General features: G+C 42.7%; 16 protein-coding genes. 9 read left to right on the top strand and 7 right to left on the bottom strand.

Annotated elements, in window-relative coordinates:
• Positions 1-206 precede the first annotated feature (206 nt).
• Complete coding sequence (locus HWX64_RS06165) at positions 207-1,820, bottom strand: long-chain fatty acid--CoA ligase (RefSeq protein WP_175988212.1); 1,614 nt, start codon at positions 1,818-1,820, stop codon at positions 207-209.
• Positions 1,821-2,186: 366 nt separating this feature from the next.
• Between HWX64_RS06165 and HWX64_RS06160 the strand changes: the two genes are divergently transcribed.
• Positions 2,187-2,621: a hypothetical protein gene (locus HWX64_RS06160; RefSeq protein WP_175988210.1), complete on the top strand. Its 435-nt coding sequence runs from the start codon at positions 2,187-2,189 to the stop codon at positions 2,619-2,621.
• A gap of 26 nt (positions 2,622-2,647) precedes the next feature.
• Here HWX64_RS06160 and HWX64_RS06155 read toward each other — a convergent pair whose 3' ends face one another.
• The 4 genes from HWX64_RS06155 to HWX64_RS06140 form a co-directional block, all read right to left on the bottom strand.
• Positions 2,648-4,144: a coproporphyrinogen III oxidase gene (locus HWX64_RS06155; RefSeq protein ID WP_175988208.1), complete on the bottom strand. Its 1,497-nt coding sequence runs from the start codon at positions 4,142-4,144 to the stop codon at positions 2,648-2,650.
• 153 nt (positions 4,145-4,297) lie between these two features.
• A complete protein-coding gene (locus HWX64_RS06150; protein WP_175988206.1) occupies positions 4,298-5,167 on the bottom strand; it encodes an HAD-IIB family hydrolase in 870 nt (289 codons plus the stop codon).
• 233 nt (positions 5,168-5,400) lie between these two features.
• Entirely contained in the window at positions 5,401-5,754 is a 354-nt protein-coding gene (locus tag HWX64_RS06145) for a YlbF family regulator (protein WP_175988204.1), read from the bottom strand.
• A 121-nt stretch (positions 5,755-5,875) separates the two neighbouring features.
• Positions 5,876-7,045, bottom strand: coding sequence for a DUF445 domain-containing protein (locus HWX64_RS06140; protein WP_175988202.1), 1,170 nt, complete (start codon positions 7,043-7,045; stop codon positions 5,876-5,878).
• 93 nt (positions 7,046-7,138) lie between these two features.
• Between HWX64_RS06140 and HWX64_RS06135 the strand changes: the two genes are divergently transcribed.
• From HWX64_RS06135 to HWX64_RS06120, 4 genes are read left to right on the top strand one after another with little or no spacing between them, the layout of a single operon-like run.
• On the top strand, positions 7,139-8,476 hold the full coding sequence (locus HWX64_RS06135; protein ID WP_175988200.1) for a YheC/YheD family protein: 1,338 nt from the start codon (positions 7,139-7,141) through the stop codon (positions 8,474-8,476).
• A 1-nt stretch (position 8,477) separates the two neighbouring features.
• Positions 8,478-9,569 carry a YheC/YheD family protein gene (locus tag HWX64_RS06130; protein WP_175988198.1) on the top strand — a complete coding sequence of 364 codons (1,092 nt, stop codon included), beginning with the start codon at positions 8,478-8,480 and terminating at the stop codon, positions 9,567-9,569.
• Complete coding sequence (locus HWX64_RS06125) at positions 9,570-10,943, top strand: YheC/YheD family protein (RefSeq protein ID WP_175988196.1); 1,374 nt, start codon at positions 9,570-9,572, stop codon at positions 10,941-10,943.
• On the top strand, positions 10,940-12,127 hold the full coding sequence (locus tag HWX64_RS06120) for a YheC/YheD family protein (RefSeq protein ID WP_175988194.1): 1,188 nt from the start codon (positions 10,940-10,942) through the stop codon (positions 12,125-12,127). The genes HWX64_RS06125 and HWX64_RS06120 overlap by 4 nt, the downstream gene beginning before the upstream one ends.
• A 34-nt stretch (positions 12,128-12,161) precedes the next feature.
• Here HWX64_RS06120 and HWX64_RS06115 read toward each other — a convergent pair whose 3' ends face one another.
• Complete coding sequence (locus tag HWX64_RS06115; RefSeq protein ID WP_175988192.1) at positions 12,162-12,560, bottom strand: ferritin-like domain-containing protein; 399 nt, start codon at positions 12,558-12,560, stop codon at positions 12,162-12,164.
• 125 nt (positions 12,561-12,685) lie between these two features.
• On the opposite strand from HWX64_RS06115, the gene HWX64_RS06110 reads away from it, so the two are divergent.
• Positions 12,686-12,895 carry a YheE family protein gene (locus tag HWX64_RS06110; protein ID WP_175988190.1) on the top strand — a complete coding sequence of 70 codons (210 nt, stop codon included), beginning with the start codon at positions 12,686-12,688 and terminating at the stop codon, positions 12,893-12,895.
• Between the two features lie 326 nt (positions 12,896-13,221).
• The gene (locus HWX64_RS06105) at positions 13,222-13,416 is read left to right on the top strand and encodes a hypothetical protein (RefSeq protein ID WP_175988188.1); all 195 of its coding nucleotides are present in this window, start codon (positions 13,222-13,224) and stop codon (positions 13,414-13,416) included.
• 121 nt (positions 13,417-13,537) lie between these two features.
• On the opposite strand, the gene HWX64_RS06100 is transcribed toward HWX64_RS06105, so the two are convergent.
• Positions 13,538-13,798 (bottom strand): metal-sensitive transcriptional regulator, encoded by a 261-nt coding sequence (locus HWX64_RS06100; protein WP_175988184.1) that lies wholly within the window; start codon positions 13,796-13,798, stop codon positions 13,538-13,540.
• A gap of 140 nt (positions 13,799-13,938) precedes the next feature.
• Here HWX64_RS06100 and HWX64_RS06095 point away from each other — a divergent pair, with 140 nt between their 5' ends.
• Positions 13,939-14,853 carry a CdaR family transcriptional regulator gene (locus HWX64_RS06095; protein WP_175988182.1) on the top strand — a complete coding sequence of 305 codons (915 nt, stop codon included), beginning with the start codon at positions 13,939-13,941 and terminating at the stop codon, positions 14,851-14,853.
• 98 nt (positions 14,854-14,951) lie between these two features.
• Positions 14,952-16,049, top strand: coding sequence for an ABC transporter ATP-binding protein (locus HWX64_RS06090; RefSeq protein ID WP_175988180.1), 1,098 nt, complete (start codon positions 14,952-14,954; stop codon positions 16,047-16,049).
• Positions 16,050-16,133: the final 84 nt, after the last annotated feature.

The following is a 16,133-nucleotide window of genomic DNA, read 5'->3' as shown; positions in this document are numbered from 1 at the left end:
ATAAGCCCAACCGACCAAGAAGGCAAGGAACGCCTTCGTGGCCGATTCGTCTTATGCCACACGCTTCTAGGCAAAGCCCCTCCGCTTTTCTGTTAGGAGTCTTCGTCTTGCACTCCAATCAACAGCTAGAACCACCGCATATCTTAAATAGCCTCTGTAACCAATTAAAAAGAGGCCAGCCTCGAAATAGGTTGACCTCTCTGGAATCAAATCTGTTTGATCTTATCCTGAACTTGATCACGCAGTGTCCTCTTTAGGAATTTCCCTACGGATGTTTTCGGGATTTCTTTCATGAAAAGGACGTCGTCCGGAATCCACCACTTGGCGAACTGAGGCTTAAGGAAGTCGAGTATTTCCTGTTTTGTCACTTTTCCCTGAGCGGATTTTTTTAATACGACACAGGCAACCGGACGCTCCTGCCATTGTTCATGAGGTACTGCAACCACTGCAGCTTCAAACACTTCTTCATAAGCCATGAGCGCATTTTCAAGATCTACAGAAGAAATCCATTCTCCTCCGGATTTAATCAGATCCTTGGTCCGGTCGACAATCTTGATATAGCCTTCTTCATCGATCGTCACGACATCCCCAGTATAAAGCCAGCCGTCACGGAAAGCTTCCTGGCTCCTCTCGTCCTGATAATACTCCGAAGCAATCCATGGGCCGCGCAGTGCAAGCTCTCCCATTTCCTTCCCGTCCCAGGCAACTTCACCGTCTTTACCTATGATCTTCATTTCCAATCCAGGAACAAGAATACCCTGCTTCGCTTTCAAATCAAGCTTTTCCTCATTGGACAGGTCATCGTGATAACTCTTTGAAGCGGCAATGACAGCAAGAGGGCTTGTTTCTGTCATCCCGTATGCATGCATGAACGGAATACCGAATTTTTCTTCAAAGGCCTTGATCATTCCCCTAGGGGCAGCAGAACCTCCGCACAACACTGAACGCAGACTGGAAAGGTCATACGAATTCTGTTCCATCTCATTCAAGAGCCCCAGCCAAATGGTAGGGACACCTGCCGTAATCGTCACCTTCTCATCCTGCATCAAGCCTGCGAGAATCCCCGGGGTAAAATACGGACCGGGAAGTACTTGTTTGGTCCCAAACCATACAGAGGCAAACGGCAGTCCCCATGCATTCACATGGAACATCGGTACGACTGGAAGAGCCACATCCCTTTCACAGACTCCCGTTGTATCCGCAAGACCCAGCGCCATGGCATGAAGGACGATTCCACGATGAGAGTAAATGACCCCTTTCGGATTGCCTGTTGTGGCAGACGTGTAACACATCCCGGCAGGAGCATTCTCATCCAAATCTGTTCTGAATGAAAAAGAAGGATCTCCTTTTTCCAATAATTCTTCGTAATGAAACACATTCTCTAATGATGTTTCCGGCAGGTCACCGTCTGTCATGACGATGAATGCCTCGACACCTGGAATGCTATCCTTTATCTTATCGACCAGCGGCAGAATATCCGGATCGATGAGGAGCACTTTATCTTCGGCGTGATTGATGATATAGCTTATATGCTGTGGTGATAACCGGATATTGATGGTATGGAGTACGGCTCCGCTGCATGGAATCGCGAAATAAGCTTCAAGATGTCGGTGGTGATTCCATGCAAGTGTCCCCACCTTGTCACCTTCTTTGACCCCTAACGCAGACAAGGCACTTGCAAGCCTTCTCGTTCGTTCGCCCCACTGTTTGTACGTGAAGCGCTGAATCCCCAATTCCGTGCGTGAAACAATTTCCTTCTTCGGAAAATACCTTTCAGCTCTCTCAATCATTTGTGTCAAAAGCAGAGGTGTTTGCATCATATTCCATCTCTCCCCTCAAATAGTGAAGCGCTTTCATTTTCTATCTATAGTTACTATTCTCTTTTTCTATAATATCTCCTTTAAGTTTATTGAAAATTTACACTACTTAACGTTACACTGAAAGAACTGGTGAAAAAGACGTCACTATAAACACCGCTTTGATTTCCGTGCAAGACTTCGCTTTCCGCGGGTGACCCGTGAGCCTCCTCTCAATTTCCAGAGGGGAACTGTCCAGCTGCAGGGCTTAGAAGCAAATGTCATAAGCCCAACCGACCAAGAAGGCAAAGAACGCCTTCGTGGCCGATTCGTCTTATGCCACACGCTTCTAGGCAAAGCCCCTCCGCTTTTCTGTTAGGAGTCTTCGTCTTGCACTCCGATCAACAGCTGGAACCAGCTTTTAAACAACAAGCTTCAATAGTGTCAAAAAGAAAGGAATTTAATATGCTTCTATCAGTAAAGTATCATTTTATGTGGGGTGTAGTGGTAGGAATCGTGACGTCCGTTTTATGGGGGGCTCATTTTTCTTCCTCTCCTATTGTTTTCATTCTTATGCTGATTGCATGGATCGGCACAGGCATTTATATGCCAAGTACGGGTGCAAAGCTTCCGATATTGCGAAAATTCAAGATTGATGCTTTTTGGATGTTTCTTGCTTTGGGTGTCAGCTATCTCTTCATAGCAATACCGAATCCTGCCCCATATCAAACAGTCGACCGCTCCACTTTTTTCATTCTCATGATTTTGGCGGTCTGTTGGAAAATTTGGCGCGGAATCCTGGAGATTAAAAAAAGCAGTTCATAAGACGCATGCCCACGAACTGCTTTTTATTATGAGAATAATTCATCAAGAATTTTGATTTTCTTCTCCGTATATTCTTTAAAACTGAGATTATATGCGTTTGGCTCTTTTGGATTTGCAAAATGGGTGATCTTGCCTGTCTTCGGATCGATGAATTTACTTGCGGCCCCGCATCCGATTCCGATGATTGTCTGGACTTCTTCCATGATCATGATGTTGTAGATGCTGTCCTGCCCTGGCAATGCATATCCGACATTTTCCAGGTTGCCCAGAATGTTTTTCTGACGATAGAGATAGTATGGCTCATAGCCGTGTTCGCTCGTCCATTCCTCTGCCAAATTCATCATACGCTCGATTTCAAGCCTGTCGGCCACCCTATACTTTTCTTTATTCTTGGTCATTTCGGACGCACGCTTAAAAGATAAAGTATGGACTGTCAGCGATTCAGGCATGAGTTTCTCAGTTTCATCCAATGAGTGCTGAAGTTCGGGAAGCTCTTCATTAGGAAGACCGATGATCAGATCCATGTTGATATTATTCATCCCCATTTGACGTGCCAAATGAAATTTATCAATGGTTTCTTCTACAGTGTGATGACGCCCGATCGCTTTCAGGGTTTCTTGCGTATAGGATTGCGGATTAATTGATATCCGGTCGATATTCCACTTATTCAATACCTCGAGCTTTTCTACAGATATCGTATCCGGACGCCCGGCTTCCACTGTTACTTCCCGTACTTTATCCACATCCGGGAAGGACCGGTACATCTCATCATAAAGAGCATCCATTTCTTCCGCAGTAATCGAAGTAGGTGTTCCACCGCCGTAGTAAATTGTCGTAATTTTGATCCCTTTCTCCTTCAGCCAGCGGCCCATTTCCTGTATTTCATAGTGGAGACCTGCAAGGAATGAATCTACGCGTCCTTGCTTACCAAGGATTGCATACGCAGGGAATGTGCAATATGCGCATTTTGTCGGACAGAACGGAATACCAATATAAATGCTGACTTCGTTATGCACTTCATAAAGATCTGGTACGACGGATAGCTGGCGGTCAACGATGTTCTGCATGAGCTGAATCTTCTCTTCCATAATCAGGTATTCTTCCTTCAGTTTTTCATGAACTTCTTCTTTCGGCTTCCCCAGCTGATTCTGTTTGTGGATAAGCTTAGTGGGGCGAATCCCTGTAAGGATCCCCCACTTTTGTCTGATGCCCGTTAATTCCTGAAGAACATTGAGATACACATGTGAAAGTGCCGTCTTCACTTGCCGGAACCTCTCTTTATCCGTTTCAAAGGGCTGCCAGTCCCTGGAATACTCTGAGTGGAACTCCTTCTCGCTTTCAGGATCAGTTAAAACCGCTTTCGCTTCGATTCGTTCATCTGTTTTTATGTCTATATGAACCTTTAAATCAAACTCTTCACATTCTCCAAAATGAATCGTCGTCTCTTCAAAAAATAAGTTTGCTATCAATCGGAGGGGCCGTTCAAAACGATCGTCTTCCACTCCTGTTATTAAAACATTCACGTTTGTAATCACCTTTCAATAAAACTACCTTTTATTAGTGTACAGAAAGGCAGGAAAATGGTCAATGAGCGGCAGGATTGTGTTAAAATTGTCAAAATCATCTGGACAACCAAAAACCCGCACCCTCTGCCAGGAGAGGGTGCGGGCTTCACGTCATGATCTGATTACGTTCATTTTCTTGAGAAAGGGAATCGGATGCTGCTTTCTGAACAGCTCCATGATGAAATAAGGAAGACCTTTAAGATCTTGGCTTCTTGTTATCCAGTCTGCTTGTGCTTTAACCTCCGGAGGTGCTTCACCCATGGCGACTCCCAGACCGCAGCATCTTATGGCATCGACATCATCAATACCCGCACCGACCATGACAATCTGATCTTTTTTGATTCCGAGTCTTTCTGAAAGATACATCAGACCTCTCAGCTTTGAGACTCCTTTTGGAACAATATCGATGGTATGATCCGAGGTAGGAATGGCATCCACTTCCTCATACATTCCTTTTAATGCTGCAATGATATCCCATACATCTTCTCTATGTTCCAGCAGCACAGAGATTTTCGGAACAGCCAGAGGGTTTTCAAGCAAGTGTTCGCTTACCACATTCACATACTGCTTGCTGTATAAGAAACGGGAATCTCTTTCCCATGAGAGCGTGGATGTCATTTTAGATTGGTTACTTGCTTTTCCTACAATACTCTGTTTTTCATGAGATAACTGAACCTGGCTAGAAAACCCTTCCAGGAATTGTGTGATTTCATATGTGATGTTTTCAGGGATTTTATTGACATATATCGGCCGGTCACGCTCTGCGGCTATATACGAACCGCCATGGGTGATGATTGGTCCCTCTATTTTAAGGGCTTTTGCGACTTTTCTGGCAGAAGCAAAATTTCTGCTAGTGACAAGTGTAACCTGCACTCCTTTATTTTGAACGTACTCAATCGCTTCCTTTGTTTCCTTTGCGATTTTTCCATTTTCATTCACTACTGAGCCATCAATATTAAGAGCCATCATTCTATAAATCATTGGTGTCCCCCCTAAATGTTGTCTACTTCCTTTCTATACTCTTATGAAGGAAGTGAGACAAATATGACATAGGGGGATGGTTTTACAGGAGCCGGCGCCCGGTACAAGAAAAGTCAGTACCTCGTCAAGAACCCCGATTCGTCCCAGCAATAGGGGATCCGCCACGCCCGTTCAATCCCATAATCCATAAAAAAAGCACCCGGATCATATCCGGGTACCTGTAGTGAAGCTGATTATTTCTGCATGGAACCGTATAGTTCTTCAAGAGGCTTCATGATGACTTTGTTCAAGTCATTGATGACCATGCTCATGCGTTGCTCTGCTTCCATAAGCTTAGCGATTTTGTCATGCTGCTGCACAAGCTGTGCGGTTTTTTGAGCCTGTTCTACTTCTTCTTGTGAAATTTCTTCACCGCTCATTTGTTTTTGCTGAAGAGTCATTTGTATGTTTCTAAAGTTTTCAAACATCTTGTTTGCTGATTCATCGTTGTTTACTTCGTCGTACATTTTTTTCAGTTCCAAGAATTCGTCGCTTTGTCTAAGCGCACTTTCCAATTCGTTTGCTTGATCATATAAATTAATAGCCAAAATACGTACCTCCTAAGATTTTCACTCTTTGTTTCCTCCACCACTATAACAAACTATGAGGCAGAATTCTAGGAAGTTCCCTTTTCACCCATTCGGCCATCATTCATCACTGATGTTCAAATTAAGAAAACAGCATGACGAATATACTTTGGATCAACCCAATGACCCCTCCGAGAAGTGCCCCGAGGTAAGTGATCATCTTGAATTCGCGCTTTGAAATGCCAAGTACCAACTCTTCCAGTCTTGCAACAGAAAATGATTCTACCTGTTCCTGGACGATTTTCTGCAGATGAAGCTTTCCCATCAGGTTCGGAATCTTAATTGATAAAAGGTCCGTCCCTCTTCCAACCCATTTAGGGAGCAATGTCCCGGTGAACATTTGTTGATGAGGAGACAGCCAGTGAGATAGTGGTTTGGAAAGATGGCCTTCAATGTTCACGATCTTGGTTAATGATGTTTGCAGCTGGAACACTATTTCTTCCTCCGGGAGCTTTTCGATAATATCTTCAATTTTCATGAGCTTAATTTTTGCCCATTCTTTTCTCAGAAGGTTATGGAGAATTTCCTGTGTGCCTTCATGCTTGATGAATTTGACGATTTCAGGCTGAACCTTATCGGCTACAGACGTGTTTCCAAGGAACATCCCGAGCATATTCCCAAGCATCCCTCTTTCTTTAAGAAAGTCATCAATCATGACTTTCACTTTTGCTTTTCCTTCGGGACTTGTAAAATACGCTTCTGCCCGACCGGCGATCAAGTCTACCAGTTTAGGAATTGCCTCTTCAATTTTTTCCTCCCACTTTTCAGGAAGTGCTTCTTCGATCCGTTTTGAGCTGTACTCCAATTTTGTACGGGAGACTTTCTCTTCAATCCAATCCTTAAGCCACTGATTCAATACCTCGGACGAAACAGGGATATGCAGCATCTCAAGCCACTCGTTTACCGTTTTTTCCGATTGGAACACAGGGGCAGTCTCTTCCTTGATCCACTCAATGACATCCCTCTGAAACTCTTCATTCAAGACTTTCTTTTGAAGGCTTTCGGGAGTGATTAAATGATCGACCACCATGTTGCCGAGCTGTTCAGCCAATTCCTCTCTACGTTTCGGGATCAGCCCCGGCGTGAATGGTACTTTGAATCTCCCAATATAGTAAGCCTTATAAGGCCTGAACAGCATTTTAATAGCGAGTGAATTGGTTACTCCTCCAATCAGGGCTCCAATCACCACCATAAACACAATGAGGATGAAAGCATCCAGCATAATGGCACCTTCCTTTTCTGCTTTGAACATTTTGCCTATCTTTACATACAATGCTATATCAACATTAGCCCAATAACCAATTATAAAGTTATCTCATCTCCATATGCAAACGAGGAATGTCTTATGATATTTAAATGCCCCTTCATCAGTTTTGAGAATCTTAGTAGTGAAAATGAACTGATCTTACCCAACTCCATCTTTCGTAAATTTGATTCTTCGGGACAACTGATGCTGAAAGCCGGCGCTTCGTTCCTGTGGGTAAACTGCTCTCCATCTGCCGAAGGAAATGCTCAGGTCATATTGAAAACCAGGGACCCATTCTTCACTTCTATACCTCAGTTGGAAAACGTCCTATTGAAAATCGACAAGGATCAACATTCCATCTCCTTGGGGCCGATTACCGCTTTAATGATTGATCAAGGTAATGAAGATACATTAAATACACACTCTTTAAAGGAATATTTTACAGAGTGTCATCGTTGGTTTCAACAAAAAGGCGGGCTTTTTTATCTCCTGCCAGTCTCCTCATTTTTAAAGAATGATACTGAAGGATTCGTGTTTGATTATCATGAATGGCAGAAAAGGGCTCTCCCTCTTCCCCATGTGATTTATAACAGAAGTCATTCACGTAAAATTGAAAGCCACCAACACTATGAGTCTGCCCTGAAAAGAGTGGAGGATCATTCCGTACATCTATTTAACTCTTCTTTTCTTTCTAAAGATGCAGTACATTCTCAATTACAAAATCATTCACAGATTCAACCCCACTTACCCCAAACAGTCCAAGGACTCGATCGATTGGATGAGATGCTGGCCGTTCATAAGGATATCTTTATAAAAGCAGTCAATGGAAGCAGAGGGCGCTATATCATTCGCATCCAACAAAGGGAAAGGGATTATCTTGTTTTTCAAAATTCCTTTTCTTCTAAACGTACTCTCACTTTTCCTACTTATTCATCTCTTTATAGACAAATTCAATCCTGGTGCCGCTCTTCGAATTATATCGTGCAGCAGACGATTCCTTTCATAACGGTAAAGGAACAGCCGCTTGACTTCCGTTTTTTATGTCATAAAAACCATAAAGGAATCTGGACGGTGATTTCAGCAGTAGCCCGGATTGCTTCCGAAAATCAATTTGTTGCAAATGTCGATCAGGGCGGCAGGATGGAACCTCCCCAGTCAATACTCTCATCTCTTTTTTCTCATCACGACAGTCAGTCTATATTCAGCAATATGAAATCATTATCCCTGTCAGCTTCTTCTTTTTTGTCAGAACATCTTAAAGGACATTATGCCGAGTTCGGTATTGATATCGGGGTGGATTCAGCAGGCAAACCCTGGATCATCGAAATCAACTCCAAACCCTCTAAAAAGACGTTTATTGCCAATGATCGCGTCAGACCTTCTGTAAAAGCTTTATATGAATACAGCTACAACCTTTGGAATGAGAAGGAGGATTAATATGAATTATCCACTTGGGATCATGACACTGAAGCCTGACCCGTCACATCCATATTTTAAAGAAATAGGAAGACATTCTGCTTCCTATCATATTGATTTGTACTTATTTTCACCTCAAGACATCTCTCCCTCTACCGAGACGGTAGAAGGGTTTAAATTCATTCGGGAAAATGGCACCTGGGAACACACAGCATTTGATATCCCCACATTCATTTACGACCGGACCTATTATGATAAAAGCTTGCAATCCAAGCAGGCGAGGGCTGTCGTACAATGGCTGAAAAATAAGCCGGATATCCGATTCCTCGGCTATGGACTGCCAAATAAATGGCACCTGTACGAAAAATTAAAAGACTCTCCCCTTTCTTCCTACATTCCGGAAACGTTCTTACTAAATAACCACTTTCACTTATTTAATTTACTGATTAAGCATAAAGATATCATTATAAAACCAGTGGATGGTGCACATGGGTTCGCCGTCTATCATGTGATGTTTTCAAACAACGAAGTGAAGGTATGTACCACAAAAAAACAACAGATCGCAGAACAATCTTTTTCTTCTAAGACCACCTTTCTGAAGTGGGCAGAGAGACTGCTTGAAAAATACACCTTCATCGCACAAAAAAGAATCCAAAACAGAACCGTTCATGATACGCCTTTTGACTTCAGGATTCTGTTGAATAAGGATAAAGACGGGGATTGGAGGGAATTTCAGCGGGCAATCCGTGAAGGGCCTGAAGGAGGCATATTGACAAATATAAGCAGAGGAGGCTCTTATTTTTCCCGGGATGAATGGGAAAGCAGATATCCAAAAACAGATTGGCGTTTCGTCAATGCCGAGCTGAATCAAATCATGAATGAACTCCCTCATCTGCTGGAAGACCATTTTTCATGTTTGTTTGAACTCGGGGTCGATGTCCTGCTTGCGAGAGACAACTCGCTTTGGATTTTAGATATCAACTCGAAACCCGGCCATAAAATTGTGGACACTCTTGGAAGTAAAAAACTGGATTCCCTGCATCAGTCCCCCTTGGATTATTGTGAATACCTATACTCACGGTCTCTTCCATCCTTAAGGCGAGGTGATTTTTAAATGTTAAAAACGTATAAGATAGAGCAATTCCGAGAAAAAGAATACATTCTTTATCTGCCTTCCCGCTGGAAGCCGGAAAAAGTCGGCTTTCCCAAAACTGCTGTTCTCGGAACCAAAAGACAGGCAGTCGATTGCAAAAGGCACCCGAATGGCAGGAACGTAATCGGCATCAGCTCTGCTCTAGCCAAAAGCCTCAACCTCCCCGACAAAGTGTCCGCATTATCTCTCTTTACTAAAGACGATTGTCTCTACCTTGGAGTATTGATCGGGATTTTCACTTCAGGATTTACGAACTTTAAACTCAGTCCTGTCGGAGAACGATCCTACTTCTTCAGGAAACTACTATCAGTACAGTCATCATTAGGCGTAATTCCGTTCGTTTTTGGCGAGAAGCACATCGACTGGGAAAACGGTGTAGTCGAAGGTTTTTTTCATTTTGGAGATGGATGGGTCATAGAAACCGTACCTTTTCCAAATGTAATCTATGACCGGCTCCCAAATCGGCGCAGTGAGAAAAGAAAGACATATAAAGAAATCAAAGAAAGACTTCAAAGGGAATATGGGATTCCTTGGTATAATCCAGGTTTCTTCAATAAGCTTGATCTCTTTGAACGGCTGGAATCAGATGAGTCCGTCGCACAATATCTACCCGAGACTCACTCTTTTCAATCGTTTGAAGAGATCGAGCGGATGCTTTCCCTTTATAAGCATGTCTTTATAAAACCCAAAAACGGCAGCTTGGGTCATGGGATCCATAAACTCACTTTCGACCGCCAGGCTCAGGACTACTATTGCCGGTTCCGTGATAGTGAAGGGAAAAATAGGCTTGTCAGATTCTCCTCACTCGAACGTCTGATGAATTCAGTCTTTAGGAACCGGAGCCTGGATTCATTTCTTGTCCAGCAAGGAATTTCACTTCTGACTGAAGAAAGCCGCCCAATCGACTTCCGCGTTCATACGAATAAAGACGAAGAAGGCAGCTGGCATGTAAGCGCAATGGCAGGAAAGGTAGCCGGCATCGGCAGTGTCACTTCTCACGCCAATAATGGCGGTGTAGTAAAAAGTCTTGAAGAATTGTTTCCTGATGTCCCCAAGAAAACAGAGGTTGAAAAATCCCTAAAAGAAGCGGCCTTGAGGCTTTCCCATGCAATCGAATGCAATATGGAAGGCTATATCGGCGAAATCGGGTTTGATTTAGGCATAGATGAAGACGGACGTATATGGATGTTTGAAGCGAATTCAAAGCCCGGGAGAGCCATCTTTACTCATCCGCACTTAAGGAACTTTGACATCCTGACAAGGAAACTCGCTTTATCATTCGGGGTCTTCTTATCTCAGCAAGCCCTCCACCACCCGGAGGAAATAATGAAATGAACATTTATTACGACTTGTCCAGAAAGATCTTTTTTCATGGGGAGGAATCACTCACTGCCGTTCCCTTCGCCAAGGATTCCTTCCTTCTTTCTTCAAAAGGAACGGAGGATGCTTACACCTTTAAAGTCCAGTCCGATAAGAAGATTTTGTCTATCCCGCTTGTTGGCATCGTTGCAGGCAAAGACCAAAATAAATATAAGGGAAACTTCGAATTGTTCCGGTCGATTCAGCAGGAATTCGAGGAGCAGGGAGGTATATGCTTCGTATTCTCCCCGGAGGATGCTGCAGGACATTCCATCAACGGGATCATCTTCAACGAAGAAGTAAATAAGTGGGTGAAGTGTGTCTTCCCCCTTCCCAACGTCATATATAACAGAATCCCGTCAAGGGAAGCGGAACAACAAGGGGATTATATAAAATTAAAAGAGTTCATCAAGACATATAATATTCCATACTTTAATCCCCACTTCTTTAACAAATGGGAAGTTCACCAGATTCTTTCTCAGTGCGGACAGGTGCGGGATTATTTACCCCCTACGTCACTCGTGGAAAATGAAGAAAGCTTCACAGTATTTTTGGAACAGCATAAAAGAATCTATGTCAAACCTTCTTTTGCTTCCCAGGGCAGAGGCATCAGGCTGGTTGAATTGGAGGAAAACGGCTCCATAATATGCAAGAGCATTAAAAAAATCGAAAAGTACACCTCCCTCTCCCGCTTTCTTTATTCATATCATGAATGGTTCCACTCTGAACAGAACCTTATCATGCAGAAAGCGATTCCTTGCAAAACGCTTCATGATCATAGGTTCGATTACAGGATCCTCGTGCTCCACACCGGGGAGGAATTTAAACTGATGGGAATCGGCGTACGTATTTCACAGCGGCAGGAGGTGACCACCCATGTCCCTGCCGGCGGAAAAATCATTTCCATTCAGGAGGTTGCAACTCCTCAGACAAAAAAAGAAATCCTCACGATTGTGAAGACTTGCGGCAGGGAACTCGAGCGGGCCTTCGGGTACGTAGGTGAATTTTCCGTCGACCTTGCACCGCGGGAAGAAGGAGGATTTGTCTTGTTTGAAGTCAACTCAAAACCGATGACATTCGACGAAGAAGATATTGAAACGAAGAGGCGGCGGCAGCTTGTCCGCACGTTTCTCAGGCTTTCAGTACACAAAGAAGGTTGACCGATTGAATAGGGTACCCTGGTCAACCTTCTTATTAACGTAATGAATTATAAATCGTAGAAAAACGGGTAGCATGCTCCATCTCATCCGTCATTGCAATGAACAACGGATTATAGGCCTGCTGATTCGGCATTTCCAATAACATATCCCTGTAAAACTCTGCCGCCTCAAGCTCATCCTTCAACGCACGGAGAACTCCTTCCTTGAACGTGGTATATTCGATCTTTTCTTTCTTATGTTCATAATACTCACCTGTATATAAATAATGGAGATACTGAAACATTTCATAATGCTCCTTCTCATCCTTTTTAGCATGCTCGATGAATTCCACATACAACGGGTTATTCGTCCTGTTCCTTAAATCTTTATAAAAATAATAGGCTGTCCATTCATCACTGATCGCCTTCTCCAAATCACGAATAAACGAATTCATGCTCTGTCCCTCCTAAGGTCACTTCCCTAAATTCTATTAATCAATAAAGAAATTTATGATTGGATAAAAGGAATTCCTACACAGCTTATGATGAAACGTTTACAATGATAGTTGAGGTGATTAATTTGATACAGCACTTTCAATACAAAAGTATGTATGAAAACAAGCAGCTGCCGGGATGGACATTTTCGTTCTATTACAGCGGATTGAAATACGAAGGAAATTATCATAAAAACGGAAGCATTGAATGGACAAGCCATCTCCCGCCTGCAGATAAAGAAGAAAACCTAAAAAAACAACTGCATGAACTTATGTTATTTCATGTATATGAATAGAAAAGCGAAGGCGGCTCGATCAGAGGCGACAAGCATAAGATGGGGCAGCCATAAAGGCGTTTTTTTGCCTTTTTGGATGGCACGGCTTATGTCTCGAGCCTCTAGCCGCCGGAGCTGGACAATAGAAAAGCGGAAGGGCTTTGTTTAGAGGCGGGTGGCATAAGACGAATCGGCCATGAAGACTCTCTTTGCACTTTTGCCGGTTTGACACTCCTTATTTACTCAATAACCCTCCTGTTCTCAATTCAAACCTTTCTTTACAAATTTTTGAAAGATGAATGAACCCACGCCTCTTTTCTAAAACTAAACACAGGAGGCTGATAAGAATGGCAAAAGATAAAAATGACTATCAATTTCTTCCTGATACCAATTATGAAGGAAGAGGCAATTTGTTCCTTGATGTGGACAGATTCATAAATGAAGGCATGTCTGGCGGATCTGTTCATATGAGAGAGGATTCCACGAATATCGGTGAAGCGACTCTCATAACGGATCACGAGGAACCTCCAGCTCATTCTTAATCATCTTTCACTTGAGGGGTCTGTTTGACAGGTCCCTCTCTATAGTATTTGGGCTAAAAATCCATTAATTGCAGCAAAAAGCCCATAAAAAAAGCTGCCCAACGGCAGCTTTCATCAATTATTATCGGCTTTTGACCAGCATATTAACGGCTTCCTTGATGGCATCTTCTGCATTTCCGCCTTCAAGTTCTGATTCACGGATACACGCTTCCAGATTTTTTGCAACGATTAAACCGATTGTACGGTCTACTGCTGTGCGCACTGCTGACAACTGGGTAACGACATCCTTGCAGTGTTTTTCTTCTTCCATCATTTTAATGACGCCGCGGACTTGTCCTTCTAAACGCTTCAAACGGTTTGTTACTTCTTTATTGTATTCCATATTGGACACCCCATAATGATTTATTCCTTATCCCATAGTATTAGAATTAGGAAGAATTTGCAATGCAGGACCCTTTGAATCCCTAAATATTTTCAGTACAATGGTTTTAATACATAAATAAAACTTATAAGAGGGATGAAATGTTAACTTCTTTACTTTTAAAATACCCTGATGCAACTGTTCAAAAACACCATCCGTCAGAAATCACGTCAATGAAAATTTGGTTTACGAATGCAAATCAAGATGAGTTCATCGGTATAAATGCAAGTGACCTCACCCAAGAAGAATTAAAATTGTTAAGGTGCCTGTTTAAGGAGTTGTCCAGTGAGGAGAAGCTAATGAATGAATCTCCAAGGGCAGCTGAATGGTTAGGTTTTTTATTTAAAAATGGACCTGCTCCTTCACATAATGAAAATGAATACCGCGTCATTCAGTTCACCATCAATGAACAGACGGACGTGCATTTAATGAAAGAGGCATTTAAGCATTTACTCCCGCTTCATACAGTATTAGTTATGCTGGATGAGAAAAAAGGGTTGATCCTGGAAGAAAAAAATGACTTTAATCTAGATGAAGAACAGCTTCTCTCCATTTCCCATGTCATTGAATCTGACTTTTTTGTAAGCATGTCATTTTTCATTGGCCAGTTCCAGCCCGTGAATCGTGATTTTATCCATTCATTCAAGTACGAGATTGAAATGGTTTCATTCTCAGAAGCCAGCCTTCGTACCAACTATATTCAATCAGTTGTTACACTCCTGCCTTCGTTTATGCTGAAACATCTCCCGATTGAATGGAAGGAACATATTTTCAGCAAGACAACACAAGTGTTCTCAGAAGACACTGAGCTGATTCATACCGTCAAAGCATTTTTGGAAAATCAATCGAATATCAGTCAAACTGCCAAGAAATTATTCATGCACCGAAACAGTGTCCAGTATCGTATCGATAAGTTCATTGAAAAGACAACGATTGATATAAAAACCTTTCAAGGTGCACTGCTTGCTTATTTAGCCGTACTGGAATATGAATCTGACAACCTGCCTAAAAAGTGAGAACGAATTTTGTGCAGGTTGACCATACCGTTTTGAATCCGCTTTCTTTACAATGAATTCATAGAATGAAACGTTTACAAAACAGGAGGAGAAACGGAATGGCTGAATTAAAATTAGAAAATATTTATAAGATCTATGATAATAAAGTGACAGCAGTAAATGATTTTAACCTTCATATCAATGATAAGGAGTTTATCGTCTTCGTTGGTCCATCGGGCTGTGGTAAGTCAACGACTCTTCGAATGATTGCAGGGCTGGAGGAAATCTCAAAAGGTGATTTCTCCATCGATGGAAAACGTGTAAACGATGTAGCTCCGAAAGACCGTGATATCGCCATGGTGTTCCAGAACTATGCACTTTATCCACATATGAGCGTATATGACAATATGGCATTCGGGCTTAAACTTCGTAAATTCGATAAGAAAGAAATCGACCGCCGTGTGCAGCAAGCTGCTAAGATCCTTGGACTCGAAGCATTATTAGACCGTAAACCGAAAGCATTATCAGGCGGACAGCGCCAGCGTGTTGCATTGGGACGTGCAATCGTACGTGATGCAAAGGTCTTCCTGATGGATGAGCCTTTATCCAACCTTGATGCAAAACTTCGCGTACAGATGCGTGCTGAAATCGCCAAGCTTCATCAGCGCCTTCAGACCACTACCATTTATGTAACGCATGATCAGACGGAAGCGATGACAATGGCTACCCGTATTGTTGTCATGAAAGATGGTGTCATTCAACAGGTCGGTTCACCTAAAGAAGTATATGATAAGCCTGAGAATGTATTCGTCGGCGGCTTCATTGGATCCCCAGCGATGAACTTCTTCCACGGTAAAATTGAAGAAGGATCATTTGTGATCGGTAAATCCAAAGTGGCAGTGCCTGAAGGAAAGATGAAAGTACTTCGTGACCAAGGCTACGTCGGAAAAGACATTATCTTAGGAGTTAGACCGGAAGATATTCATGATGAGCCTATTTTCATCGATACAGCCCAGGGTGCAAAGATTACTGCAAAAATTGAAGTGTCTGAGCTGACAGGTGCTGAAACGATGCTGTATTCACAAATCGAAGGCCAGGACTTCGTGGCGCGCGTCGATTCCCGTACAGACATTAATGCCGGTCAAACGATCGAACTTGCTTTTGACATGAACAAAGCACATTTCTTCGATTCTGAATCTGAATTCAGAATCCGCTAATCCTTCGTGAATAGAAAAAGACCACACTCTTTGTGAGCGTGGTCTTTTTCATGTGTTTTTAGAACTTTTCTAATAGTGTAGAAA

The organism is Bacillus sp. Marseille-Q1617 (assembly GCF_903645295.1).
Lineage (GTDB): Bacteria > Bacillota > Bacilli > Bacillales > Bacillaceae_B > Rossellomorea.
Note: the sequence above shows the minus strand (reverse complement) of the source record. Positions and strands in the feature narration are given on the sequence as shown.

Coding starts and splice junctions, on each gene's coding strand:
- HWX64_RS06165 (WP_175988212.1), bottom strand. CDS start 1,820: ATGATGCAAACACCTCTGCTTTTGACACAAATGATTGAGAGAGCTGAA.
- HWX64_RS06150 (WP_175988206.1), bottom strand. CDS start 5,167: ATGATTTATAGAATGATGGCTCTTAATATTGATGGCTCAGTAGTGAAT.
- HWX64_RS06140 (WP_175988202.1), bottom strand. CDS start 7,045: ATGTTCAAAGCAGAAAAGGAAGGTGCCATTATGCTGGATGCTTTCATC.
- HWX64_RS06135 (WP_175988200.1), top strand. CDS start 7,139: ATGATATTTAAATGCCCCTTCATCAGTTTTGAGAATCTTAGTAGTGAA.
- HWX64_RS06130 (WP_175988198.1), top strand. CDS start 8,478: ATGAATTATCCACTTGGGATCATGACACTGAAGCCTGACCCGTCACAT.
- HWX64_RS06125 (WP_175988196.1), top strand. CDS start 9,570: ATGTTAAAAACGTATAAGATAGAGCAATTCCGAGAAAAAGAATACATT.
- HWX64_RS06120 (WP_175988194.1), top strand. CDS start 10,940: ATGAACATTTATTACGACTTGTCCAGAAAGATCTTTTTTCATGGGGAG.
- HWX64_RS06115 (WP_175988192.1), bottom strand. CDS start 12,560: ATGAATTCGTTTATTCGTGATTTGGAGAAGGCGATCAGTGATGAATGG.
- HWX64_RS06105 (WP_175988188.1), top strand. CDS start 13,222: ATGGCAAAAGATAAAAATGACTATCAATTTCTTCCTGATACCAATTAT.
- HWX64_RS06100 (WP_175988184.1), bottom strand. CDS start 13,798: ATGGAATACAATAAAGAAGTAACAAACCGTTTGAAGCGTTTAGAAGGA.
- HWX64_RS06095 (WP_175988182.1), top strand. CDS start 13,939: ATGTTAACTTCTTTACTTTTAAAATACCCTGATGCAACTGTTCAAAAA.
- HWX64_RS06090 (WP_175988180.1), top strand. CDS start 14,952: ATGGCTGAATTAAAATTAGAAAATATTTATAAGATCTATGATAATAAA.